The 24,699-nt window shown below is 59.2% G+C and carries 20 protein-coding genes and 1 pseudogene; 7 read left to right on the top strand and 14 right to left on the bottom strand.

Translation table 11 applies throughout. The annotated features are described in order from the left end of the window. The first annotated feature begins 705 nt into the window (after window positions 1–705). From HBN63_RS11570 to cobA, 3 genes are all read left to right on the top strand, one after another. Window positions 706–1,917, top strand: coding sequence for a nitrate/nitrite transporter (locus tag HBN63_RS11570; RefSeq protein WP_170049526.1), 1,212 nt, complete (start codon window positions 706–708; stop codon window positions 1,915–1,917). A 206-nt stretch (window positions 1,918–2,123) separates the two neighbouring features. After that, window positions 2,124–3,791, top strand: coding sequence for a bifunctional protein-serine/threonine kinase/phosphatase (locus tag HBN63_RS11565; RefSeq protein ID WP_170049525.1), 1,668 nt, complete (start codon window positions 2,124–2,126; stop codon window positions 3,789–3,791). Between the two features lie 434 nt (window positions 3,792–4,225). After that, a complete protein-coding gene (gene cobA / locus HBN63_RS11560) occupies window positions 4,226–4,963 on the top strand; it encodes a uroporphyrinogen-III C-methyltransferase (protein ID WP_170049524.1) in 738 nt (245 codons plus the stop codon). 132 nt (window positions 4,964–5,095) lie between these two features. Here cobA and HBN63_RS11555 read toward each other — a convergent pair whose 3' ends face one another. From HBN63_RS11555 to ppsA, 8 genes are all read right to left on the bottom strand, one after another. Further along, a complete protein-coding gene (locus HBN63_RS11555) occupies window positions 5,096–6,061 on the bottom strand; it encodes an OmpA family protein (RefSeq protein ID WP_090255896.1) in 966 nt (321 codons plus the stop codon). 99 nt (window positions 6,062–6,160) lie between these two features. After that, entirely contained in the window at window positions 6,161–6,760 is a 600-nt protein-coding gene (sigX, locus tag HBN63_RS11550; RefSeq protein ID WP_090255897.1) for an RNA polymerase sigma factor SigX, read from the bottom strand. Window positions 6,761–6,848: 88 nt separating this feature from the next. Then, the gene (locus HBN63_RS11545; RefSeq protein ID WP_090255898.1) at window positions 6,849–7,664 is read right to left on the bottom strand and encodes a mechanosensitive ion channel domain-containing protein; all 816 of its coding nucleotides are present in this window, start codon (window positions 7,662–7,664) and stop codon (window positions 6,849–6,851) included. A gap of 2 nt (window positions 7,665–7,666) precedes the next feature. After that, the gene (locus HBN63_RS11540) at window positions 7,667–7,912 is read right to left on the bottom strand and encodes a CrfX protein (protein WP_090255899.1); all 246 of its coding nucleotides are present in this window, start codon (window positions 7,910–7,912) and stop codon (window positions 7,667–7,669) included. A gap of 54 nt (window positions 7,913–7,966) precedes the next feature. Then, a complete protein-coding gene (locus tag HBN63_RS11535) occupies window positions 7,967–8,962 on the bottom strand; it encodes a zinc transporter ZntB (RefSeq protein WP_170049523.1) in 996 nt (331 codons plus the stop codon). A gap of 20 nt (window positions 8,963–8,982) precedes the next feature. Then, window positions 8,983–9,471 carry a ribonuclease E activity regulator RraA gene (gene rraA / locus HBN63_RS11530; RefSeq protein WP_090255901.1) on the bottom strand — a complete coding sequence of 163 codons (489 nt, stop codon included), beginning with the start codon at window positions 9,469–9,471 and terminating at the stop codon, window positions 8,983–8,985. 158 nt (window positions 9,472–9,629) lie between these two features. After that, entirely contained in the window at window positions 9,630–10,637 is a 1,008-nt protein-coding gene (locus HBN63_RS11525) for an alpha/beta fold hydrolase (protein WP_170049522.1), read from the bottom strand. 142 nt (window positions 10,638–10,779) lie between these two features. Further along, a complete protein-coding gene (gene ppsA / locus HBN63_RS11520; protein ID WP_090255903.1) occupies window positions 10,780–13,155 on the bottom strand; it encodes a phosphoenolpyruvate synthase in 2,376 nt (791 codons plus the stop codon). 180 nt (window positions 13,156–13,335) lie between these two features. On the opposite strand from ppsA, the gene HBN63_RS11515 reads away from it, so the two are divergent. Then, on the top strand, window positions 13,336–14,154 hold the full coding sequence (locus tag HBN63_RS11515; RefSeq protein WP_170049521.1) for a pyruvate, water dikinase regulatory protein: 819 nt from the start codon (window positions 13,336–13,338) through the stop codon (window positions 14,152–14,154). 66 nt (window positions 14,155–14,220) lie between these two features. Here the strand turns inward: HBN63_RS11515 and prpF are convergent, their stop codons facing one another. The 5 genes from prpF to HBN63_RS11490 form a co-directional block, all read right to left on the bottom strand. Then, window positions 14,221–15,408: a 2-methylaconitate cis-trans isomerase PrpF gene (gene prpF / locus HBN63_RS11510; protein ID WP_170049520.1), complete on the bottom strand. Its 1,188-nt coding sequence runs from the start codon at window positions 15,406–15,408 to the stop codon at window positions 14,221–14,223. Between the two features lie 104 nt (window positions 15,409–15,512). Continuing rightward, the gene (acnD, locus tag HBN63_RS11505; RefSeq protein ID WP_170049519.1) at window positions 15,513–18,137 is read right to left on the bottom strand and encodes a Fe/S-dependent 2-methylisocitrate dehydratase AcnD; all 2,625 of its coding nucleotides are present in this window, start codon (window positions 18,135–18,137) and stop codon (window positions 15,513–15,515) included. Next, a complete protein-coding gene (gene prpC, locus HBN63_RS11500; RefSeq protein WP_170049518.1) occupies window positions 18,137–19,297 on the bottom strand; it encodes a 2-methylcitrate synthase in 1,161 nt (386 codons plus the stop codon). The genes acnD and prpC overlap by 1 nt, the downstream gene beginning before the upstream one ends. A 31-nt stretch (window positions 19,298–19,328) precedes the next feature. After that, complete coding sequence (gene prpB, locus HBN63_RS11495) at window positions 19,329–20,213, bottom strand: methylisocitrate lyase (protein WP_090386801.1); 885 nt, start codon at window positions 20,211–20,213, stop codon at window positions 19,329–19,331. Beyond that, entirely contained in the window at window positions 20,210–20,941 is a 732-nt protein-coding gene (locus HBN63_RS11490; RefSeq protein WP_167144470.1) for a GntR family transcriptional regulator, read from the bottom strand. The genes prpB and HBN63_RS11490 overlap by 4 nt, the downstream gene beginning before the upstream one ends. 303 nt (window positions 20,942–21,244) lie before the next feature. Between HBN63_RS11490 and HBN63_RS11485 the strand changes: the two genes are divergently transcribed. The 3 genes from HBN63_RS11485 to HBN63_RS11475 are packed head-to-tail and all read left to right on the top strand — an operon-like array spanning window position 21,245 to window position 24,304. Next, on the top strand, window positions 21,245–21,781 hold the full coding sequence (locus tag HBN63_RS11485; protein WP_170049606.1) for an ATP-dependent zinc protease: 537 nt from the start codon (window positions 21,245–21,247) through the stop codon (window positions 21,779–21,781). 5 nt (window positions 21,782–21,786) lie between these two features. Beyond that, entirely contained in the window at window positions 21,787–23,313 is a 1,527-nt protein-coding gene (locus HBN63_RS11480) for an inactive transglutaminase family protein (RefSeq protein ID WP_170049517.1), read from the top strand. Window positions 23,314–23,317: 4 nt separating this feature from the next. Next, window positions 23,318–24,304, top strand: coding sequence for an alpha-L-glutamate ligase-like protein (locus HBN63_RS11475; RefSeq protein ID WP_090255909.1), 987 nt, complete (start codon window positions 23,318–23,320; stop codon window positions 24,302–24,304). 64 nt (window positions 24,305–24,368) lie between these two features. Here the strand turns inward: HBN63_RS11475 and HBN63_RS11470 are convergent. Beyond that, a pseudogene (locus HBN63_RS11470) lies at window positions 24,369–24,572 on the bottom strand (MalM family protein); the annotation flags it as partial. Between the last annotated feature and the right edge of the window lie 127 nt (window positions 24,573–24,699).

Genomic DNA, 24,699 nt, shown 5'->3' with positions numbered 1-24,699 from the left:
AGCTGGCACATCCTCTGCTAGGCCTTAGGCATAACAACAAAAGCAGGGGAATTGCTATGCCGACCACGCGCAGCCATGTCCGCCACGCCGGGCTTTTGAGCAACCTACTCGCTCTGGCCCCCCTCACCCTTCCTTTACCCACCCAGGCTGCAATTGCCGCCGCCGACGCCAGACCAAGTGATTCAAGCTGCAGCGCGCTAACGCTTACCAGCTGACGCACTCGAACCAAGGCCCATCGCGGCCTGCCTTTACCCAGCCTGGTTTGCCAGAACCGGGAATACGCCCTGCGCCCCATTCAAGGGCGAGCCACTCTGATAACGCCTCCTTTTGCAGCACAATCGCAGCCTTGTAGCAGGTAAAAATACCGCTAATGCAGGGCTTTACCCGGTTGGCGCAGCTCTTGCTATAGCCCTGTTACAGGTAGCCAATGGCGGCTGCTCAACAAACGACAAAGACGTCGCATAGACCACGCCCCAAGGCGTTCGGCTTATGCGGCGTTTTGCGTTTTACGCCCCAGCGTTTGGGGCTGGCACCTGCCCTGCGATCCAGGACTCGCGCTAGTAACTCTCTCAACCCAGCTGTGGCTTCGGCCTCAGGGTGGCGTACCACAAGTACACCACCTCCCCGATGGGTTGCGGCCGCCGTGTCCACGACCATGGCGTACCGCACCCCACCGGGACCCTTTTTTGCTGAATGAGGTTTTCGATGAATACAAGTTTCTGGAAATCCGGCCACACCCCAACCTTGTTCGCCGCGTTTCTGTATTTCGACCTGAGCTTTATGGTCTGGTACGTGCTCGGCCCACTGGCTGTGCAGATCGCCACCGATCTCGACCTGACCGCGCAACAGCGCGGCCTGATGGTCGCCACGCCGATTCTCGCCGGCGCCGTGCTGCGCTTGCTGATGGGTTTTCTGGCCGACCGCCTATCACCCAAAACCGCCGGCCTGGTTGGCCAGGTGATCGTCATCGTGGCGTTGTTCTGCGCCTGGCAGATCGGCATCAGTAGCTATGAACATGCCTTGCTATTGGGTCTGTTCCTCGGCTTTGCCGGTGCCGCGTTCGCCGTGGCCCTGCCGCTGGCTTCGCAATGGTATCCACCGCAGCACCAGGGCAAGGCCATGGGCATTGCCGGTGCGGGCAACTCCGGCACCGTGCTGGCTGCGCTGTTTGCCCCTGGTTTGGCGGCACTGTTCGGCTGGCAGAACGTCTTCGGCTGGGCGCTGATTCCGCTGCTGGCGACCCTGCTGATCTTCGCTCTGGTGGCCAAGAATGCTCCGGAGCGCCCCAAGCCAAAAGCACTGGCTGACTACCTGAAAGCTCTGGGTGACCGCGACAGCTGGTGGTTTATGTTTTTCTACAGCGTGACCTTCGGCGGCTTTATCGGCCTGGCCAGCGCCCTGCCCGGTTATTTCAACGACCAGTACGGTCTGAATCCGGTGACCGCCGGTTACTACACCGCCGCCTGCGTCTGTGCCGGCAGCCTGTTGCGCCCCCTCGGCGGCGCCCTGGCCGACCGTATCGGCGGCATCCGCACCTTGCTGATGATGTACACCCTGGCGTCCTTGAGCATTGCCGCTGTGGGTTTCAATCTGCAAAGTTCGACCGCCGCGCTGGCCCTGTTCGTCACTGCCATGCTCGGCCTTGGCGCAGGTAACGGCGCAGTGTTCCAACTGGTGCCGCAGCGCTTTCGCAAAGAAATCGGCGTAATGACCGGGCTGATCGGCATGGCCGGCGGCATCGGCGGCTTCCTCCTCGCCGCCGGCCTGGGCACCATCAAGCAGCAGACCGGTGATTACCAGCTCGGCTTATGGCTGTTCGCCAGCCTCGGCGTGCTCGCCTGGTTCGGCCTCTATGGAGTCAAGCTGCGCTGGCGCACCACCTGGGGCAGCGCAGCAGTGACGGCAGCGCGCGTGTAACTGCCGAATTAGGGTGGAGAACGCCTTTCTCATCCAACACCCTACGCAAAACTATTGGAGCACTGAGGCAAAGGCGAGGCTGACTGGCAGCGCTTATTGCACTGGTCAGGAAAGGCGGGAGAAGTCGGCAGCGGCTCTCCTTAGCTGCCTCACCAGCCTCGCCTTTGCCTCAGCGCTTCTTCAGCCGCCTGCCCAGGAACCTCTGCATGGCCTTGCAACTGACCTTCGGCGAAGCCAGCGCAACCGGCCCGCGTAGCGAAAATCAGGACGCCATTCGCGTGGTCACCCCGACTCCGGCCCTGGCGGCCAGCAAGGGCTACCTGTTCGCCATCGCCGATGGCGTTAGCCAATGCGCCGACGGCGGCCTCGCCGCGCGCGCCACTCTGCAGGCCCTGGCCCTGGATTACTACTCCACCCCGGAAACCTGGGCAGTCACCCAATCGCTGGACCGCGTACTGGTAGCCCACAACCGCTGGCTGCAAGCCAATGGCGGTGGTCAGCCGCTACTCACCACGCTGAGCGCGCTGATCCTGCGCGGCCGGCGTTTTACCCTGGCGCACGTCGGTGATTGCCGGGCCTACCGCTGGCTGAACGGCACGCTTGAGCGCCTCAGCGAAGACCATGTGTGGGAACAACCCGGCATGCAGCATGTGCTCAAGCGCGCCATGGGCCTGGACCAGCACCTGGTAATGGATTACCTGGATGGCGAGCTGCGTCACGGCGAATGTTTCGTGTTGGTCAGCGACGGTATCTGGGCCACCCTGGGCGACGCGGGCATTCAGCGCATCCTCCATGAGGAGCAAGATCTGCCTGCAGCCAGCCGTGCGCTGGTCAATGCCGCGCACCTGGCCGGCAGCAAGGACAACGCGAGCGCCCTGCTGCTGCGCGTTGAGGCATTACCGCAAAGCGATCTGGCCGACACCTTGGCGCAACTGCAGCACTGGCCGCTACCAGCCAAACTGCGTGAAGGGCAGAATTTCGAAGGCTGGCAGATTGAGCGACTGCTGGCCGAATCGCGCCAATCGATGGTGTATCGAGTGCGTGATGCTCAGGCGCGGCGCTGGCTGCTGAAAACCCTGCCGCCCAACCGCAGCGATGAGCCGCAAGCCGGTCATGCACTATTGCTTGAAGAATGGTTTGTGCGCCGCGTGGCCGGACGCTTCTTCGCCGAAGTGCACCCGCTGCCGCTGCGTCAGCATCTTTACTACGTGCAGCGCGAATACGCCGGGCAAACCCTGGCCGAACACCTGCGCCTAAGTGGCCCGCTGGGCCTTCCGGAATGGCTGGACATCGCCCCACGGCTGATTAAAGCCCTAGGCATGCTGCATCGGCGCAACATCCTGCACCGCGATATCAAGCCGGAAAACCTGCTGTGGGGCGATGACGGCGAGCTGCGCGTGCTGGACTTCGGCCTGGCCTACTGCCCCGGCCTGACCCGCGATGAACCCTGCGAGCTGCCCGGCACGCCCAGTTATATAGCTCCGGAAGCCTTTACCGGCGTCGCCCCCAGCTCGCAGCAGGACCTCTACAGCGCAGGCGTGGCGCTGTATTTTCTGCTTACCGGGCATTACCCCTATGGTGAAATTGAAGCCTTCCAGCATCCACGCTTCAGCCAGCCGACTCCAGCCAGCCGCTATCGCCCAGATTTACCCAGCTGGGTCGACGACAGCCTCAACCGCGCCCTCAGTGCCGAACCGAAACAGCGCTATGAAACTGCCGAAGAATGGCTGCTAACTCTAGAGCAGGCGGAACGTAAATCCCTTAGCAGCCGGCCACGGCCACTGCTGGAACGCGAACCGCTGCTGGTCTGGCGAGGCGTGGCCTTGTTTTCCCTGCTGCTGAATCTGCTCCTGCTGATCGGGCTACTGCATTAAAGCCGCCACGTGCGCACCAATACTGCGCAAAGCGCCTTTAAATGGTGCGTAAAACCCTCAAAAAATAGCTGTAACTTGCTGATAAGCCTTGAAAATACGCACCATACAAGTTGGCACAGGGTCTGCATTGGTAATTGCACAATTTAATAAAGCGCGGCCTCAACGAAGAAGGTTGCACTTCCCGATAGAACGGGACTTGGACAAAGGCGTCCTCGCTAGGTGACTAGCGGGACGCCTTTTTTGTGGCCAGCGATCCATGGCAGCCACCCTACGGGCCGTCGCGGGGCGGCGTCCAAAATTGCTCCTGGCAATTTTTTGTTTTGCGTGAGTTTTTTTAAGCAGATTGATGGCCCCCTAAATGACTGTTGCTACACGGCTGCTGAGTAGCCAAATCAAACCATTGCTGGTGATGCACACGGGCTGAGGAGATCAAAATGAGCGCAAAAGTCTGGCTGGTAGGCGCAGGCCCCGGTGACCCGGAGCTGCTGACCCTCAAGGCGGTTAAAGCCCTGAACCAGGCCGAGATCGTGATGATTGATGACCTGGTCAATCCCGCCGTACTGGAGCATTGCATCAACGCGCGGATCGTGCCGGTAGGCAAGCGCGGCGGTTGCAGCTCCACGCCACAGGCGTTTATCCATCGCCTGATGCTGCGTTATGCCCGCCAGGGTAAATGCGTCGTGCGCCTGAAAGGCGGCGACCCCTGCATCTTCGGCCGTGGCAGCGAAGAAGCCGACTGGCTGAGCGAGCACGGCATCGAAGTGGAAATGGTCAATGGCATTACAGCAGGCCTGGCCGGAGCGACCAACTGCGGCATCCCTCTGACACTGCGCGGCGTAGCACGCGGTGTCACCTTGGTTACCGCGCACACCCAGGATGACAGCAGTCTCAACTGGCCTGCTCTGGCTCAGAGCGGCACAACGCTGGTGGTGTATATGGGCGTGGCCAAACTGGCAGAAATCCGCGAGAGCCTGCTGGCAGGCGGCATGCGCGCCGACATGCCAGTGGCCTTGATCGAGAACGCCTCGCTGCCACATCAGCGCGAGTGCCGCAGCAGCCTCGCGGCCATGCAACAAGCCGCCCACGACTTCAAATTGAAAAGCCCGGCCATTCTGGTGATTGGCGAGGTGGTCGCTCAACCGAACATACAGCTCACAGCTATCAGCGCCTAACCGCTTGGCGAAGTTCCCCTTGCCTGCCACCAGCGAGCTTTTTTACATGGGTTTTTCTTTATGGGCCGCCATGGATTGCGGGCCATAAAGAAAAACCCGGCCGAAGCCGGGTTTTCTATACAGCCAGATCGATTACTGCTTGATCTGAGCTTCTACTTCAGCTTCTACGCGGCGGTTAACAGCGCGGCCAGCGTCGGTAGCGTTGTCAGCAACCGGACGAGCTTCACCGTAGCCAGCAGCGTTAACGCGAGCAGCGTCTACACCGTACTGGTTAACCAGCACGTCACGAACAGCGCTTGCACGACGCTCGGACAGGTTCTGGTTGTAGGCATCGCTGCCTTTGGAGTCAGTGTGACCTTCAACCACGGTGGTGGTCTGTGGGTACTGCTTCATGAAGTCAGCCAGGTTCTTGATGTCGCCGTAGCTTTCTTCTTTAACGCTGGCTTTGTCGAAGTCGAACTTAACGTCCAGCTCAACGCGAACCAGTTCCATCGGCTCTTCAACAGCAACCGGCTCTGGAGTCGGCTCAACAGCAGCAACAGCAACTGGAGCTGGCTTGCTGCCACCACCGAAGTTCATGCCGATACCGACGCTTGGTGCCCACTCGGTGTCGCCTTGGTCGATGTTGTACTGAGCTTCAACGCCAGCACGGGCGTAGAAGTTGTCAGTGAAGTAGTACTTGGCGCCGCCGCCGATGTTGGCGAAGGTGGAGCCGTTACGACCATTGCGACCGGACTGACCGATGCTCTGATCCGAGAAACCTGCAGAAACGTAAGGACGCAGTGCGTCGCCAGCGTTGTTGAAGTGGTACAGAGCATCCAGAGCGGTGTTCGAGCCCTTGATGTTGCGGCCGTCTTCGCCACGAGCGTTGTGCACTTCGTCGTAGGCCAGACGCAGTTCAACGTCGTCAGTCAGGTAGTAGCCGATGCTGCCGCCGAACAGGTTGCCGTTGTTTTTGAAGTCACGGGCGCTGTCGAAGATTTCCTTCTTGGCAAAACCCTCCACTTCGACAGCGCCTTGACCCTGAGCCAGAACGCTGAGGGAGGATGTGGCCAACAACGAGCCAATGACAACGCCTAAAGTGTTTTTCAATTTCATTACTAATGTTCCCTATCTTGGTGGTCAGTAAGTTGTCTGACAAACACAAGACAACTCAGCCGGCAATTCTACCAGAATTAACCGTTAGCTATGACGGCTTTATTCAAGATAAGTTTCAGCGCTGTCCGAAAATTTATCGCGCAGCCGGTCAAGTGCACGCTTATAACGCATTTTCGTGGCGCTTAGGCCCATGTGCATAATGTCGGCAATCTCCTGGAACTCAAGTTCTGCGACAAAACGTAGCACCAGGATTTCCCGATCAATGGGATTAACATGCACCAGCCAACGATCAAGACCGCCTTTATCCTCAGGCTTTGGCGCTTTTTCTTCGGATGCTTCTTCAAGCGGGTCCAAACTTAAGGCGTCAATAAGGCGACGTTTACGTCGCTCCTTGCGATATTGAGTAATACATTCGTTGTAAGTAATGCTGTACAACCAGGTTTTGAACTTCGATTTGCCCTCAAAGTTCTTCAGGCCATATAAGACCTTGAGCATGACCTCCTGACAAACATCGTCAGCATCACGGTCATTGCCTAAATAACGCGCGCAGACATTGAATAACGTGCGCTGGTAACGACGCATCAGTTCTTCGTATGCACGGGTTATGTGAAACAACTCGTCGTGGGCACGCGCCACCAACTCTTCGTCCGAGAGTTCGCGGGGGTCATAACGCAGAGACGCAGAGTGGGCTTTATTCAAAACGAGTCGGGCCGACAGTCAGGACAAAAGCCAGCGCAGCCTGTAAATCAGGCTGCGGATTGGCCGCATACAATAACAGGGATTAGCCTTAGCGGCTGCTTACCTGCTGCTCGAGCAATGTGCGGTTGGCAACAGAAACCAGTTCGCCGGCTTCCGTCAGCAACGTGGTTTTGACCGTACCGATTTCCTCGATCTGCCCTTCGACCTCACCTACCTGCACTTGTTGCCCAACCTCATACAACTCACGCACATAAATACCGGCCAGAATCTGGCTGGCAATGTCGCGACTGCCCAGGCCCAGCGCCAGCGCGACCGCTAGGCCGACCGAGATCAGCACGATGGCGATCACGTTGTTAAGCAGGTCGGTTTTCACTTCCAGCTGACCAATCGCCACCGAAATGCTGATGATGATCACCAGCCCCTGAGCCACGCGGCCCAGGCCACTTGCATAGTCCAACCCGACGCCTTCTGCGGCACCGCGCACCAGGCCGCTGACCAGCTGCGCCAGCAACACGCCCGCGAGCAGCACCAGAGCTGCACCGAAGACTTTTGGCAGGTACAAAGCCAGTACATCAAGGGTCGCAGAAACTCGCTCCAGGCCCAGCGACTCGGCGGCGGTCACAAGGAAGATCAACAACACGAACCAGTAGACGATCTTGCCGATCAGGGTCGACACCGGCACCTGAATGCCGGCACGGCTCAACAACTTGGTCAGGCCAGTGCCAGCCATCAGGCGATCCAGGCCGATCTTGCCGAGCAATTTCGACAGCAGCGTGTCGAGGAACTTGGCGACCACAAAACCCAGCAGCACCACCACCATGGCGCCAAATAGACGCGGGATAAAGGCGGCAATCGGGGACCAAACGCTGGCCATCGCATCAACCAGAACTTGAGTAAATTCCATGCTCAGTCAGCCTTATTAACAGTTGAATCGGTGGTTTTACGACGCGAGACCGGCGCCACATGCGCCGAGCCGTTGTTCAAAGCCAGCATCAATGCGCCAGCCCAATGCCCCATCAGGGCAAACAGATCACCCGCACCGACTTGGCGGTTGGCGGTTTTCAGCACGCGATGTAGACAGGCGTCATCGTCGTGACTCGAGGTGGGCGACTTGAGCAAATCGCGCAGTGATTCTTCAAAGGGATCGTGCATGGCGCACCTCACAGGATGTGTCGGCTAGACGAGACGAGTACAGAGCAAGTCACATCAGATCCAACGCAAGCGACGGAAAAGCAGCCACTGCACCAGCGCCACAGCGGCCATCAGCGAACACGCCAGCAGAAAGCCATGGGGGCTTTCTGAACCGGGAATACCGCCGACATTGATACCGAGAAGGCCGGTAAGAAAACTCATTGGCAAGAAAATCCCGGTGATGATGCCGAAGCGGTACATGGTGTGGTTCATCCGCTCATCCATGCGCCGATTTTCCGCCTCAAGCAGCAGGTTGACCCGCTCACGGCTCAACTCCAGCTCTTCAAGGTAGCGCGTCAGGCGGTTATTCAGCTCGTTCCAGTAGCTGCTATCGGCACCGACCAGCCAGGCCTGAGCACTGGCCGTGAGCTGCCCGTAGATATCGCGCTGTGGCGACAGAAAACGTCGCAAGCTGGCGGCGCGCCGGCGGATTTGCAGTAGCGCGGCATGATCAGGGGCCTGACTCTCCAGCGCATCGGCGCGCTCTTCCTGATCGTCGACCTGCTCGGACAACTCGCCGACCAGCAGCTCGATCTTGTCGGTCAGGTAATGCGCCAGGCGCAAAATCAGCTCAGCCGAGGTTTTCGGCCCCCTACCCGCCAGCAAATCCTCGATCAAGGCTTCGGTTGCGTGCAAAGGCCGCAAGCGCAGGGAGATCGTGCGCTGCGCATCGGCAAAAATGCGCACCGAGACCATGTCTTCAGGCTCGGCCCCTGGATTGAGGTTAAGGCCACGCAGGAACAGCAACAGTTGCTGCTCAGGCAACGCCAGCAGACGCGGGCGAGTGTTCTCTTCCAGCAACAGGTCGCAAGCAAAAGCGCTTAGACCACTTTCTGCACGCAACCAAGTCTGCGTCTGCGGATGACTGCGATCCCAATGCAGCCAGAGGCTTTCCTGCTCGCTTAGGACCAGGCCATGCAGTTCCTGCCGGGCAATGCTGCGGGCACCACCGTGACCATTAAGGACAAAAGCGTGCACCAGGCCCCATTGCGCGTTGTCACCTTCGTGCATGACGGTTTCCTGCAAGCGCCCTACTCCGGCATCTGCAGTGCAGAGGGCGAGATGATCACGCCATTATTGTCGGCGTAGATAAACTCACCCGGGCGGAAGGTCACGCCGCCAAAGGTCACTGCCACATTGAGGTCACCGATGCCACGCTTGTCGGTTTTCATCGGGTGACTGGCCAGGGCCTGAATGCCCAGATCGGTCTGCGCCAACACATCAACATCACGCACGCAGCCGTACACCACAATCCCTTCCCAACCGTTCTTCGCGGCTTTCTCGGCAAGCATATCGCCCAGCAGCGCGCGGCGCATGGAGGCACCGCCATCCACCACCAACACTTTGCCTTTGCCCGGCAGGTCGACCTGCTCCTTGACCAGTGAGTTGTCCTCGAAGCACTTGACGGTGACGATCTCGCCACCGAAGGAATCACGGCCACCGAAGTTACTGAACATTGGCTCAACCACCTGGACCAGCTCCGGGTAGGCGTCACAGAGATCGGGAGTGATGTAATGCATGGCAAAGCTCCTTGGATGTTGTAGGTCAGCTGACAGAGCTATCACGCCCTGCTGTGCAGCATTGAGCCACAGACGGGGGCACAACGGGCAAACGCCACACACCCCATCTGTATCGATTCACGCTTTCAGTAAAAGGCCGGACACCGGCCAGCGCCTGCCTATTCAGGCGAAACCTCGTTGTTACGCGCTAACTCGGCTTGCGCCAGCTCAGCAGCGACCTGCGGACTCTTGCGCAACCACTGTTCGACCAACGGCCAGACCTCAAGTTGCGCTTCTTTGCTAACCAGCATCTCAACATGGCCGAAATCACCGCTGAAGCCATGCTTTTTACCTAGACAGAGAAACTCACTCAAGGGCGATCCAAATTGCTTGAGCAGTTTTTCACACGCCCAGACCGGGTCTTGATGGTCACCCAACGCGGCCACGGCCATTACCGGAACACGCACCTCGGCCAGCCCCGCCCACCAATCGCGGTCAGCATCACCAAAGCGGCCGAACAGGCCGTGCCAGCGCAAACTTTCGACTGCAAGACCTATCGGCTCATCCTCCGGACCACGCTTGAGCCGCGACCCGGAAATCACCGAGAACCGTTTGAGTAGCAAGCGGCTACCCCACTCCAGCGGCGGCAGTTTCAACGGCCAGTAAACCCGGCTGATCTGGCTGCCAAACAGGACGCTGGAGGCGATTTTATCTTCACTCAGATACTGCCCACCGAGTGCGCCGGCCAGAATAATCCCACCGAGGGAATGGCCTAACCAGTGAGCCTTCTGCGGATTCTGCTCATGCACAAAATCAGCAATTGCCGGCAGATCGTAACGCACGTAGTCACTGACCGTGTTGCGCGAATAGTCACGATTGCGCGGCGACAGGCCATGACCACGCATTTCGGCAATCCATACATCAAAACCGGCGCGCGCCAAGTAAGGCCCCAAGCCAATGCATTTGGGGGAATACCAAAAGCGCCGGTTGGAAAAACTGCCGGGAATCAGAATCACCGGCACGCCACGTACCTGTTCATGACCAGCACAACCAAGACGAGTCAGAGCCAGCTCGACACTGCTGTCCGGGCTGTTACCGGGTTTGAGACGATAGACATCCTCGCTCAAATCGCCCCGAAACTCGGCACTGATCAAGGTGACGGGAAAAAGCTCACTGCTGCTTTGCATCTATCTTCGCTCTGGTACAACCAATTGCCGGGAGCAATTCTTTCACGTCGCAAGCGACGGCCCGGAGGGGGACAGCACAGGATGTGCTGGCACAAAAAAGGGCAGGATCAACCCGCCCTTGAACAGAGATTTAAACGCGCTATCAGGCTGGCGCTTGACCTTCAGCCAGGAAGAACCAGGTATCAAGTACCGAATCCGGGTTCAGCGAGACGCTTTCGATGCCCTGTTCCATCAGCCAGCGCGCCAGATCCGGGTGATCCGAAGGACCCTGACCGCAGATGCCGATGTACTTGCCAGCCTTGTTACAGGCCTGGATGGCATTGCTCAGCAGCTTCTTCACGGCCGGATTACGCTCATCGAACAGGTGCGCGACGATGCCCGAGTCACGGTCCAGGCCCAGGGTCAGCTGAGTCAGGTCGTTGGAGCCGATGGAGAACCCGTCGAAGAACTCGAGGAACTCTTCAGCCAGAATCGCGTTGGATGGCAACTCGCACATCATGATGACCTTCAGGCCATCCTGACCACGGGCCAGACCGTTGGCGGCCAGCAGATCGACCACCTGACTGGCTTCACCCAGGGTACGCACGAACGGCACCATGATCTCGACGTTGGTCAGGCCCATCTCGTTGCGCACTTTCTTCAGCGCACGGCACTCCAGCTCAAAGCAGTCACGGAACGATTCGCTGATGTAACGCGAAGCGCCACGGAAACCGAGCATCGGGTTCTCTTCTTCCGGCTCGTAAAGTTTGCCGCCGATCAGGTTGGCGTATTCGTTGGACTTGAAGTCCGACAGACGCACGATGACCTTCTTCGGCCAGAACGCAGCAGCCAGGGTACTGATGCCCTCAACCAGCTTCTCAACATAGAAATTAACCGGATCATCGTAACCGGCGATGCGTTTCTCGACGCTGTCTTTGATCTCTGGCGGCAAGCCAGCGAAGTTCAGCAGCGCTTTCGGGTGTACGCCAATCATGCGATTAATGATGAATTCCAGACGCGCCAAGCCAACGCCTTCATTCGGCAGCTGAGCGAAGTCAAATGCGCGGTCGGGGTTACCGACGTTCATCATGATTTTGAATGGCAGCTCGGGCATGGCGTCGACAGAATTCTTGCGAATGTCGAAGCCCAGCTCGCCCTCGAAGATAAAGCCGGTGTCGCCTTCGGCGCAGGAAACCGTCACACCCATGCCATCTTTCAGCACCTGGGTGGCGTTGCCGCAACCGACCACGGCTGGAATACCCAGCTCACGGGCGATGATCGCGGCGTGGCAGGTACGGCCGCCACGGTTGGTGACAATGGCGCTGGCGCGCTTCATCACCGGCTCCCAATCCGGGTCGGTCATGTCGGAGACCAGCACATCGCCGGGCTGGACTTTGTCCATCTCGGACACGTCATGGATAACCCGCACGCGACCCGCACCGATCTTCTGACCGATAGCACGACCTTCCACCAGCACGGTGCCAGTTTCCTTGAGCAGGTAGCGTTCCATAACATTGACATTGGTGCGGCTTTTCACCGTTTCAGGGCGCGCCTGGACGATATACAGCTTGCCGTCATCACCGTCTTTAGCCCACTCGATGTCCATCGGACGACCGTAGTGCTTCTCGATGATCATCGCCTGCTTGGCCAGCTCGCTGACCTCAGCATCCGTCAGGCAGAAGCGCGCACGTTCGGCACGGTCCACATCGACCACCTTGACCGATTTACCGGCCTTGGCTTCGTCGCCGTAGATCATCTTGATGGCTTTGCTGCCCAGATTGCGGCGCAGGATCGCCGGGCGGCCGGCTTCCAGCGTTTGCTTGTGCACGTAGAATTCGTCAGGGTTGACCGCACCCTGCACCACAGTTTCGCCGAGGCCGTAGGCGCCGGTGATAAATACCACGTCGCGGAAACCGGATTCGGTATCGAGGGTGAACATCACGCCGGCAGTGCCGGTTTCCGAACGCACCATGCGCTGCACGCCAGCAGACAGAGCGACCAGTTTGTGGTCGAAGCCCTGGTGCACGCGGTAGGCAATAGCGCGGTCGTTGAACAGCGAGGCGAATACCTCTTTGGCAGCGCGGATCACGTTGTCCACACCACGAATGTTCAGGAAGGTTTCCTGCTGACCAGCAAACGAGGCATCTGGCAGGTCTTCGGCGGTGGCCGAGGAGCGCACGGCAACGGCCATATTGTCGTTACCACCGGCCATTTCGGCGAAGGCGGTGCGGATCTGGGCGTTCAACTCTTCGGGGAAAGCAGCGTCCATCACCCACTGACGAATCTGCGCACCGGTTTTGGCCAGCGCGTTGACGTCATCAACATCAAGGGCGTCGAGCGCAGCATGAATCTGATCGTTCAGACCGCTCAGTTCAAGAAAGTCCCGGTAGGCCTGGGCTGTAGTGGCGAAACCACCAGGCACCGAAACTCCGGCACCGGCAAGGTTGCTGATCATCTCGCCCAGGGAGGCGTTCTTGCCCCCTACGTGCTCAACATCGTGATTGCCGAGCTTGTCGAGGGAAACTACGTACTCTACCAAGGTGATCTCTCCACTAAGGTGTTGGAAAAGCTCAAGGGGCTGGGGAAGCTCGGCGGCATACATGCCGGCACGATTGTGGCCTGGCCCTGGAAAATAAGTAACAATGCAGGCCGGATCGGCCCTGCAAAGGCGGGCCTATGATAGCCAAGATTCGTCCTCAGCTTAAGGCCCATGGTGCAAATGAAACGAACCGCTTTTTTCATCTCCGATGGCACCGGTATCACCGCCGAAACCCTGGGCCAAAGTCTGCTGGCACAGTTTGAAACCATCGACTTCACCAAGCTCACGCGCCCCTACATCGACAGCGTGGAAAAAGCGCGCGCAATGGTACAACAAATCAATAGCGCCGCCGAGAAAGACGGCTCTCGCCCGATCATCTTCGACACCATCGTCAACCAGGACATTCGCGACATCCTGGCAGAGTCCGAAGGGTTCATGATCGATATTTTCGCAAGCTTCCTTGCGCCGCTCGAACAAGAACTGACTTCTCACTCCTCGTACTCGGTCGGCAAATCGCACTCCATTGGCCATAACTCGAACTACATGGAGCGCATCGAGGCAGTCAACTTCGCCCTCGACAACGACGACGGTGCGCGCACCCACTACTACGACAAGGCCGACCTGATTCTGGTCGGCGTTTCGCGCTGTGGTAAAACGCCTACCTGCCTGTATATGGCCATGCAATATGGCATTCGTGCCGCCAATTACCCGCTGACCGAAGACGACATGGAGAGCCTGCAGCTGCCAGCCGTGCTGAAAAAGCACAAGGACAAGCTGTTCGGCCTGACCATCGACCCGGACCGCCTCACCGCCATTCGCCACGAACGCAAACCCAACAGCCGCTACGCCAGCTACGCCCAGTGCGAGTTTGAAGTGCGCGAGGTGGAAAACCTGTTCCGCCGCGAGAACATCAACTTCATCAATTCCACGCATTTCTCGGTGGAAGAAATCTCCGCCAAGATCCTGGTGGAAAAAGGCGTCGAACGCCGCCTCAAGTAACCCGCACAACCCATTGACCTATAAAGAAAAGGCCCGACAACTTCGAGCCTTTTCCAGATCACCCGATCAGAACGAATCCCCCGGCACTCGCACCCAGCCTTCCATCAGAATGCGCGCCGAACGCGACATGATGGCCTTGGTCACCGTCCACTGACCGTCAACCTGCCTGGCCTGCGCGCCGACCCGCAGTGTTCCGGACGGATGACCGAAGCGCACCGCTTCACGTTCACTACCGCCCGCTGCAAGATTGACCAGCGTGCCCGGAACAGCCGCCGCCGTGCCGATGGCCACCGCGCAGGTACCCATCATGGCGTGGTGCAGCTTGCCCATGGACAGCGCACGCACCAGCAGGTCCACCTCACCTGCCTCGATCTCTTTGCCACTGGAAGCCTTGTAGGACTTGGGCGAACTGACGAAGGCGATCTTCGGCGTGTGCTGACGAGTCAATGCCTCTTCGGCCGTCTTGATCAGGCCCATGCGCAACGCGCCGGCCACGCGAATCTTTTCGAAGCGCGCCAGCTGTGCCGGATCGCCATTGATCGCCTCGCGCAGCTCGGTGCCCTGATAGCCGATGTCCTCGGCATTGACGAACACGGTGGGAATACCGGCGCTGATCATGGTCGCCTTGAAGGTGCCGACACCCGGCACTTCCAGGTCGTCGACCAGATTGCCGGTGGGGAACATCGAGCCGCCTTCCTCGCCATCGTCGGATGGATCAAGGAATTCCAGCACGATTTCCGCCGCTGGGAAGGTCACCCCGTCCAACTCGAAGTCGCCGGTTTCCTGCACCTGACCATTGCTGACCGGCACATGGGCGATGATGGTTTTCTGAATATTGGCCTGCCAGATACGCACCACACACACGCCGTTTTCCGGGATACGCGCAGGGTCAAGCAGACCGGCATGAATGGCAAACGCACCGGCACCGGTAGACAGGTTGCCGCAGTTGCCGCTCCAGTCGACGAAGGCCTTGTCGATGGAGACCTGGCCGTAGAGGTAGTCGACATCGTGATCGGGCTGACTGCTTTTCGACAGGATCACGCACTTGGAGGTCGAAGACGTCGCGCCGCCCATGCCATCGATATGCGCGCTGTACGGATCGGGACTGCCGATCACTCGCATAAACAGCTTGTCACGGGCCTCACCTGGCACCTGACAGCTTGGTGGCAGATCCTGCAGGCGGAAGAACACGCCCTTACTCGTGCCACCGCGCATATAGGTGGCGGGGATTTTGATTTGCGGGGCGTAAGCCATGAAATCGCTCCTGAACAATTCGGAGATACCCGTAGGGTGCACCGTGCGCACCGGCCCAAACATCGTTGCCTGTGGCGCGCACAGCGCACCCTACGGGATCGCGTTTAAACGGCTACTGTCGACTCGAGGAAGTCCTGAGCAAAGCGCTGCAGCACACCGCCGGCTTTGTACACATGCACTTCGGCAGCGGTGTCCAGGCGGCAGGTCACCGGCACCTTGACCACTTCACCGTTGCGGCGATTGACCACCAGAGTCAGGTCGCAGCGCGGCGACACATCGCCCTCGATGTCGTAAGTCTCAGTACCATCCAGGCCGAGGGTCAGGCGGGTGGTACCCGGCTTGAACTCGACCGGCAGCACGCCCATGCCCACCAGATTGGTACGGTGGATACGCTCGAAGCCTTCGGCGGCAATCACTTCCACACCGGCCAGGCGCACGCCCTTGGCCGCCCAATCGCGCGACGAGCCCTGACCGTAATCGGCGCCAGCGACGATGATCAGGTTCTGCTTGCGGTTCATGTAGGTTTCGATCGCTTCCCACATGCGCATCACCTTGCCTTCCGGTTCGACGCGAGCCAGCGAACCTTTCTTCACCGCGCCGTCGACCACGGCCATTTCGTTGACCAGTTGCGGGTTGGCGAACGTAGCGCGTTGCGCGGTCAAATGGTCCCCCCTATGAGTCGCGTAGGAGTTGAAGTCCTCTTCCGGCAAACCCATTTTGTGCAGGTATTCGCCCGCAGCGCTGTCCAGCAGGATGGCGTTGGAGGGCGACAGGTGATCCGTGGTGATGTTGTCCGGCAGGATCGCCAGCGGGAGCATGCCCTTGAGCGTGCGCTCGCCAGCCAACGCGCCTTCCCAGTACGGCGGACGACGGATGTAGGTGGACTGCGGACGCCAGTCGTACAGCGGGCTCTCGGCTTCTTCAAAGGCGCCCAGATCGAACATCGGGATGTAGATCTGCTTGAACTGCTCAGGCTTCACCGAGGCCGCGACAATGGCGTCGATCTCCTCGTCGCTCGGCCACAGATCTTTCAGGGTGATCGGCTTGCCGTTCGCATCAAAACCCAGCACATCCTGCTCGATATCGAAGCGCACAGTGCCGGCGATGGCGTAGGCCACCACCAGCGGCGGCGAGGCGAGGAAGGCCTGCTTGGCATACGGGTGAATGCGCCCGTCGAAGTTGCGGTTACCGGAGAGTACCGCCGTGGCGTACAGGTCGCGGTCGATGATTTCCTGCTGGATCACCGGGTCCAGCGCACCGGACATGCCGTTACAGGTGGTGCAGGCATAGGCGACGATGCCGAAGCCGAGCTGTTCCAGCTCGCTCAGCAGGCCGGCTTCTTCCAGATACAGCTTGGCGACTTTCGAGCCCGGCGCGAACGAGGTCTTAACCCACGGCTTACGCACCAGGCCCAGTGCGTTGGCTTTTTTCGCCAGCAGGCCGGCCGCCACCACGTTGCGCGGATTGGACGTGTTGGTGCAGCTGGTGATGGCGGCGATGATCACCGCACCATCCGGCATCAGGCCCTCACCCTCTTCCAGCTTGCCGGCGGCCAACTTGGCCTCGTCAGCAATACCACGCTCGTGCAGCGCCGAGGTCGGCAGACGCTTGTGCGGGTTGCTCGGGCCGGCCATGTTGCGCACCACGGTCGACAGATCGAAACTCAGCACGCGCTCGTATTCGGCAGTGGCCAGGGCATCGGCCCACAGACCTGTGGTCTTGGCGTACTGCTCGACCAGCGCCACCTGCTCCGGCTCGCGACCAGTGAGCTTGAGGTAGTCGATGGTCTGCTGGTCGATATAGAACATCGCCGCCGTAGCGCCATATTCCGGGCACATATTGGAGATGGTGGCGCGATCGCCGATGGACAGGCTGTCCGCACCCTCGCCGAAGAACTCGACCCAGGCCCCGACCACCCGCTCCTTGCGCAGAAACTCGGTCAGCGCCAGAACGATATCGGTGGCGGTAATCCCAGGCTGCCGCTTACCGGTCAGTTTGACGCCGACGATATCGGGCAGGCGCATCATCGACGGCAAACCGAGCATCACGGTTTCCGCTTCCAGACCGCCAACGCCGATGGCGATTACGCCCAGGGCATCGACGTGCGGGGTGTGTGAGTCGGTGCCGACGCAGGTGTCCGGGAAGGCAATGCCGCCGCGCGCCTGGATCACCGGGCTCATTTTCTCCAAGTTGATCTGGTGCATGATGCCGTTGCCGGCCGGGATCACGTCGACGTTCTTGAACGCAGTCTTGGTCCACTCGATAAAGTGGAAGCGGTCCTCGTTGCGGCGTTCCTCCACGGCGCGGTTCTTCTCGAACGCATCCGGATCGAAACCACCGAATTCCACGGCCAGCGAGTGGTCGACGATCAGTTGGGTCGGCACCACCGGGTTGACCTTGGCCGGATCTCCCCCTTGTTCAGCGATGGCATCGCGCAGGCCAGCCAGATCGACCAGCGCGGTCTGGCCGAGAATGTCGTGGCAGACCACGCGCGCCGGATACCAGGGGAAATCCAGCTCCTGCTTGCGCTCAATCAGCTGCTTGAGTGCATCGTTCAGGGCTTCCGGCTCACAACGACGCACCAGTTGCTCAGCCAGTACGCGGCTGGTGTACGGCAGCTTGGCATAGGCGCCTGGGGCGATGGCATCGACCGCCTCGCGGGTGTCGAAGTAATCCAACGTGGTGCCGACGAGCGGCTTGCGGTTATGAGTGTTGACTGAGCTGCTCATTATTTGCGGTCCTTGAGCGGCACGAACTTGAGGTCTTCGGGGCCGGTGTAGTTGGCGCTCGGACGAATGATCTTGCCGTCGATGCGCTGCTCGATGACGTGAGAAGACCAACCCGAAGTGCGGGCAATGACGAACAGCGGAGTGAACATGGCGGTGGGCACACCCATCATGTGGTAGCTGACCGCGCTGAACCAATCGAGGTTGGGGAACATCTTCTTGATGTCCCACATGATGGTTTCCAGGCGCTCGGCGATGTCGTACATCTTGGTGTTGGACTGTTCAAGCGACAGCTCATGCGCCACTTCCTTGATCACCTTGTTGCGCGGGTCCGACACGGTGTAGACCGGGTGACCGAAGCCGATCACCACTTCCTTCTTCTCCACACGGGCGCGGATATCGGCCTCGGCCTCGTCCGGGTTGTCGTAGCGCTTCTGGATCTCGAAGGCCACTTCGTTGGCGCCACCGTGTTTCGGCCCGCGCAGCGCGCCGATGGCGCCGGCGATGCAGGAATACATGTCGGAACCGGTGCCGGCGATCACCCGCGAGGTGAAGGTCGAGGCGTTGAATTCGTGCTCGGCATACAGGTTGAGCGAGGTGTGCATGGCGCGCACCCAGGACTCACGCGGCTTCTCGCCATGCAGCAGATGCAGGAAGTGGCCGCCGATGGAGTCGTCGTCGGTTTCCACGTCGATGCGCTTGCCGTTGTGGCTGAAGTGGTACCAGTACAACAGTGCCGAACCCAGCGAGGCCATCAGTTTGTCGGCGATATCACGAGCGCCCGGGTGGTTGTGGTCGTCCTTCTCTGGCGACACGCAGCCCAGTACGGACACGGCGGTGCGCATCACGTCCATCGGATGGGCCGAGGGCGGCAGCTGTTCCAGTGACGCCTTGAGCGCCGCCGGAATACCGCGCAGGGCCTTGAGTTTGCTCTTGTAGGCGTTCAGCTCAGCGAGGTTGGGCAGCTTGCCATGCACCAGCAGGTGAGCGATTTCCTCGAACTCGCAGCGGTTGGCGAAATCCAGCACGTCATAGCCACGGTAGTGCAGATCGTTGCCGGTACGGCCGACGGTGCACAGGGCGGTGTTGCCGGCGGCGGTGCCAGAGAGGGCCACGGATTTCTTCGGCTTGAAGCCTGGGGTGGTTTCCGGGGTTGCGCTCATGCTTATCTCCTCAAATCCGGTTCATGCGTTGTTATTTTTTTGCGGCAAACAGGGCGTCGAGTTTCTGCTCGAAGGCGTGGTAGCCGATACGGTCGTACAGTTCGGCACGGGTCTGCATCAGCTCGATCACGTCTTTCTGGTGGCCGTTCTGGCGAATCGAGGTGTAGACACTTTCTGCAGCCTTGTTGGCGGCGCGGAAGGCCGACAGCGGGTAGAGCTGAATGGCCACGCCGACCGAGGCCAGCTCGTCACGGCTGAACAACGGCGTGGCACCGAATTCGGTGATATTGGCCAGTACCGGCACATTCAGCGCATCAACGAAGCGTTTGTAGGTCGGCAGGTCATAGGCCGCCTCGGCGAAAATGCCGTCGGCACCGGCCTCTACATAGCGTTGGCAGCGCTCGATGGCGGCGTCTACACCCTCAGCTTGAATCGCGTCGGTGCGGGCAATCAGGAAGAAGTCAGGATCGGTCTTGGCATCGGCGGCAGCGCGCACGCGATCGACCATTTCCTCGCAGGAAACGATTTCCTTGCCCGGGCGGTGACCGCAACGCTTGGCGCCAACCTGATCCTCGATGTGCGCGGCGGCGGCGCCGGCCTTGATCAGGTTCTTGATGGTGCGCTCGATATTGAAGGCACTGGGGCCAAAGCCCGTGTCGATATCCACCAACAGCGGCAGGTCGCAGACGTCGGTGATACGGCGCACGTCGGTGAGCACGTCATCCAGGGTGTTGATGCCCAGATCGGGCAAACCGAGGGAGCCGGCCGCGACCCCGCCACCGGACAGGTAAATGGCCTTGAAACCCGCGCGCTTGGCCAGCAAGGCGTGGTTGGCATTGATCGCACCGATTACCTGCAAGGGCGACTCGATGGCAAGCGCCTGACGGAAACGCTGGCCTGGGGAAAGCTGACTCATGACTCACCTCGTGGTTTGGCTGTCTTGGTGTGTGCGCCCGTGCTGCTGGAGAAATGGCGCTCGATATTGCGTTTGGAAGCCCCGATATGACGGCGCATCAACAACTCGGCCAATTCGCCGTCTCGGTCGGCGATGGCATCGAGAATACGATGGTGTTCGGCAAAGGCCTGACGCGGACGATTGGGCGTCGCGGAGAACTGCAGGCGGTACATGCGCACCAGTTGATAGAGCTCGCCGCAGAGCATCTGGGTCAGGGTCTTGTTGCCACTGCCCTGAATGATCCGGTAGTGAAAGTCGAAATCGCCTTCCTGCTGGTAATAACCGACGCCCGCCTTGAAGGCAGCGTCCTGCTCATGCAGGTCGAGCACCGCGCGCAACTCATCGATTTCTGCCTGACTCATGCGCTCAGCGGCCAGGCGACAGGCCATACCTTCCAAGGACTCACGAATCTCATAGAGTTCGATAAGTTCGGCGTGACTGAGCGACACCACCCGCGCGCCAATGTGCGGCACGCGCACCAGTAGGCGCTGGCCTTCCAGGCGATGAATCGCTTCACGCAGCGGGCCACGGCTGATGCCATAGGTGCGCGCCAATTCAGGCTCGGAAATTTTGCTGCCGGGGGCAATCTCGCCCTTGACGATAGCCGCCTGAATACGCCGGAAAACCTGCTCAGAAAGCGTTTCAGCATCTTCCTGGCTGGACTCGAGCGGCTCAATTACATCAAGCATATTGTCGACACTGCGCAAATTAAGTGCCTGAAAAATACGCCCAGAAGACATTGACGTCAAACAAACCAAGAAGATTGTTGACAGTGCGCAGCACTACTTTAGTCGCCCGCAGTCGCGACCTTACTTGCATAAACGCCTATAAGCGCCTGTCACGACTGAAAAACCCCATGTTAGAATGCAGCCCGTTTAACACGAGCAGAGGAATTTCTGACTGCCTGCTAGACTCCAAGCCCAGGCGCACCAAGAGCCGCTTGCGCACCCTGCATGTGCTTGCCCCTTCATCAACACCATACTTCAGGACTTATGACACTAAAGCCCACCATTCTTCTGCTATGCCTGCTACTTACTCCCAGCCTGAGTTTCGCTGCGGAGAAGACAGTCTATGGGCTTAATGAATACGTCCGTTTATTCGACCTCGACCTGAAGCTTGCCGCCAAGCTCGACACCGGCGCCAAGACCGCATCACTGAGTGCTCGCGACATCAAACGCTTCAAGCGTGATGGCGAAACCTGGGTACGCTTCTACCTGGCCATCGACGAAGCACATAGCAGCCCGATCGAACGCCCCCTGGCGCGCATCAGCAAGATCAAACGCCGCGCAGGCGACTATGATCCAAAGGAAGAAAAAACCTATACGGCACGCCCCGTGATCGAAATGGATGTGTGCATGGGCAGCAGCCTACGCACAATTGAAGTGAACTTGACCGACCGCAGTGCTTTCCAATACCCGTTGTTGATAGGCTCCGAAGCACTCAAACGCTTTTCGGCGCTGGTCGATCCGAGTCTTAAATACGCAGCAGGCAAACCTGCTTGTGCCCCTGACGCAAACCTTGGCGAGTAATTCCCATGCGCTCTCTTACCCTCCATCTGAAAGTCCTGGTCATACTCCTCGTGAGCCTGGGCGTTCTGATCACGGCTTATCAGATCTTCATCCTCGGCATCCCCATGACCGAAGACGAAACTGATGACCTGTGGAACATCGACGCCAAAGTCGAGTTCCAGGCCAATCCACGCGAGCCAGTAAAGCTGCAGATGTTCGTGCCGCCGCTGGCCCAGGATTACGTCAGCCTGAATGAGAGCTTTATCTCGAATAACTACGGCGTGAGCATCAATCGCGCCGACGGCAACCGCAAAGTCACCTGGTCCGCACGTCGCGCCAGTGGCAAGCAAACTCTTTACTACCGTTTGGTCCTGACCAAGCGCTACAGCGGCGAGCAAGCCAAGGCCAAGGGGCCGATCTTCCGCGACAGCATCCCGGTTGAAGGCGCCGAGAAGATTGCTGCCGAAGCGTTGCTGGCACCTATTCGCCAGCACTCGGCGGACGTTGAAACCTTTATCAGCGAGACCATCAAGCGGGTTAACAACAGCAATGACGACAACGTCAAACTGCTGTTGGGCGGCGATGCCTCTACCCCGAACAAAGCCAAAGTAATCGAACTGCTGCTGTCCATCGCCCATGTGCCAATGGAGCGCGTACACACCATTCGCCTGGCTGCGGATATCCAGCAAAACCCAGAACTGTGGCTGCGCAGCTTCAACGGCGAGAACTGGCTGTATTTCAACCCAGAAAGCGGCGAGCAAGGCCTACCGGTTGATCGTCTGGTCTGGTGGATTGGCGATGACAACCTGGTCACCCTGGAAGGTGGCAAGCAGGCGCAAGTCAGCTTCAGCCTGAACAACAGCGAAATGAACGCCATTCGCCTGGCCAAGCTGACCGACGAAAATACCGACGCTGACTTCCTCGAATACAGCTTGTACGGCCTGCCGCTGCAAACTCAGCAGACCTTCATGATCATGGTGATGATCCCGATTGGCGTGCTGGTGATTCTGATCCTGCGTAACCTCGGTGGCCTGCAAACTCTCGGTACATTCACCCCAGTTCTGATTGCCCTGGCTTTCCGTGAAACCCAGTTGGGCTTCGGCATTATCTTGTTTACCGTGATAACCGCTCTGGGTCTGTCGCTACGCTCCTACCTCGAACACCTGAAGCTGCAGATGCTGCCAAGGCTATCGGTGGTGCTGACCTTTGTAGTGGTGCTGATTGCGGTGATCAGCTTGTTCAGCCATAAGCTGGGCCTGGAACGCGGCCTGTCCGTAGCCCTGTTCCCAATGGTAATTCTGACCATGACCATCGAGCGCCTGTCGATCACTTGGGAAGAGCGCGGCGGCGGCCATGCCTTCAAGGTCGCCATCGGCACCCTGTTCGCTGCCACCCTGGCGCACCTGCTGATGACCGTGCCGGAACTGAACTACTTCGTGTTCACCTTCCCGGCCGTACTGATGATTCTGGTGGGCTTCATGCTGGCGATGGGTCGCTACCGTGGCTACCGCCTGACCGAACTGTTCCGCTTCAAAGCCTTCCTCAAGGACTAATGCCATGTTCGGTCTGATCAAGACGTGGAAAGCCCTGGAAGCCAAAGGCATCATGGGCATCAATCGGCGTAACGCGGACTACGTGCTGAAGTACAACAAACGGCACCTGTACCCGATCGTCGATGACAAGATCATCACCAAAATGCGCGCTATCGAAGCGGGTATCGATGTGCCGGAAATGTACGGCATCATCGATACCGAAAAAGGCATCGATAACCTGCGTGCAATCATCGGTGATCGCCCGGACTTCGTGGTCAAGCCAGCGCAAGGCGCTGGCGGTGACGGCATCCTAGTGATCGCGGATCGCTTTGAAGAGAAGTACAAAACGGTCTCAGGCAAGATCATCAGCCACGAGGAGATCGAGCATCAGATCTCCAGTATCCTGACAGGCCTCTACTCCTTGGGCGGTCACCGTGATCGCGCGCTGATCGAATACCGGGTCACACCCGACCAGATCTTCAAGAGCATCAGCTACGAAGGCGTGCCGGACATTCGCATCATCGTGCTGATGGGCTATCCAGTCATGGCCATGCTGCGCTTGCCGACGCGCCAATCCGGCGGCAAGGCCAACCTGCACCAGGGCGCCATTGGTGTCGGTGTAGACCTGGCCACCGGCGTGACCCTGCGCGGCACCTGGCTGAACAACAAGATCAGTAAGCACCCGGACACCACCAATGCGGTAGACGGTGTGCAACTGCCCAACTGGGACGGCTTTATGAAGCTCGCCGCCGGCTGCTACGAGCTCTGCGGTTTGGGCTATATCGGCGTGGACATGGTGCTGGATCAGGACAAGGGCCCATTGATTCTCGAACTCAACGCCCGCCCTGGCCTGAACATCCAGATCGCCAACGACTGCGGCCTCACCCACCGCGCCCACGCAGTCGAGGCGCGTATCGCCGAACTGCAGAAAAAAGGTATCGTCGAAACCGCCGAAGAGCGCGTGCGCTTCTCGCAAGAGCTGTTTGGCCATGTCTCGATTGCGCAAATCTGATTGATCACACAAACAAAAAAGCCCGGACAAGTCCGGGCTTTTTTATGGCTGTTTGATTGGGTCGCTAACGCACAATCGCCAATTCGAATGCGCCTTCATCGCTGTGTGCATGGGTCTGCATACCAGCCTCATCGACTGCCAGCGCCTGCAGGGGCCGCTTGAAGGGTTTGTTATCCAGGGTTTGCAGGCTGCGATCTTCATCCTTAGTCAATAGCAGCACATAGTGCTCACCGGCTGCGGCTCTTACCGGCACAGTACCTTCGATAAAGGTGCGGATTCCACGCCATCCGGCCACCCAGTCCGCTCTCATCTGGCCAGGCATTCCAGGGCCATCTGGCCACCTGTTCCACGGCCATCCGGCCGGGCAGTCGGAGCGCAGCGACGCAGGGGTGGCA

Origin of the sequence: Pseudomonas sp. WS 5011 (genome assembly GCF_012985775.1) — a bacterium.
Lineage (GTDB): Bacteria > Pseudomonadota > Gammaproteobacteria > Pseudomonadales > Pseudomonadaceae > Aquipseudomonas > Aquipseudomonas peli.
Note: the sequence above shows the minus strand (reverse complement) of the source record. Positions and strands in the feature narration are given on the sequence as shown.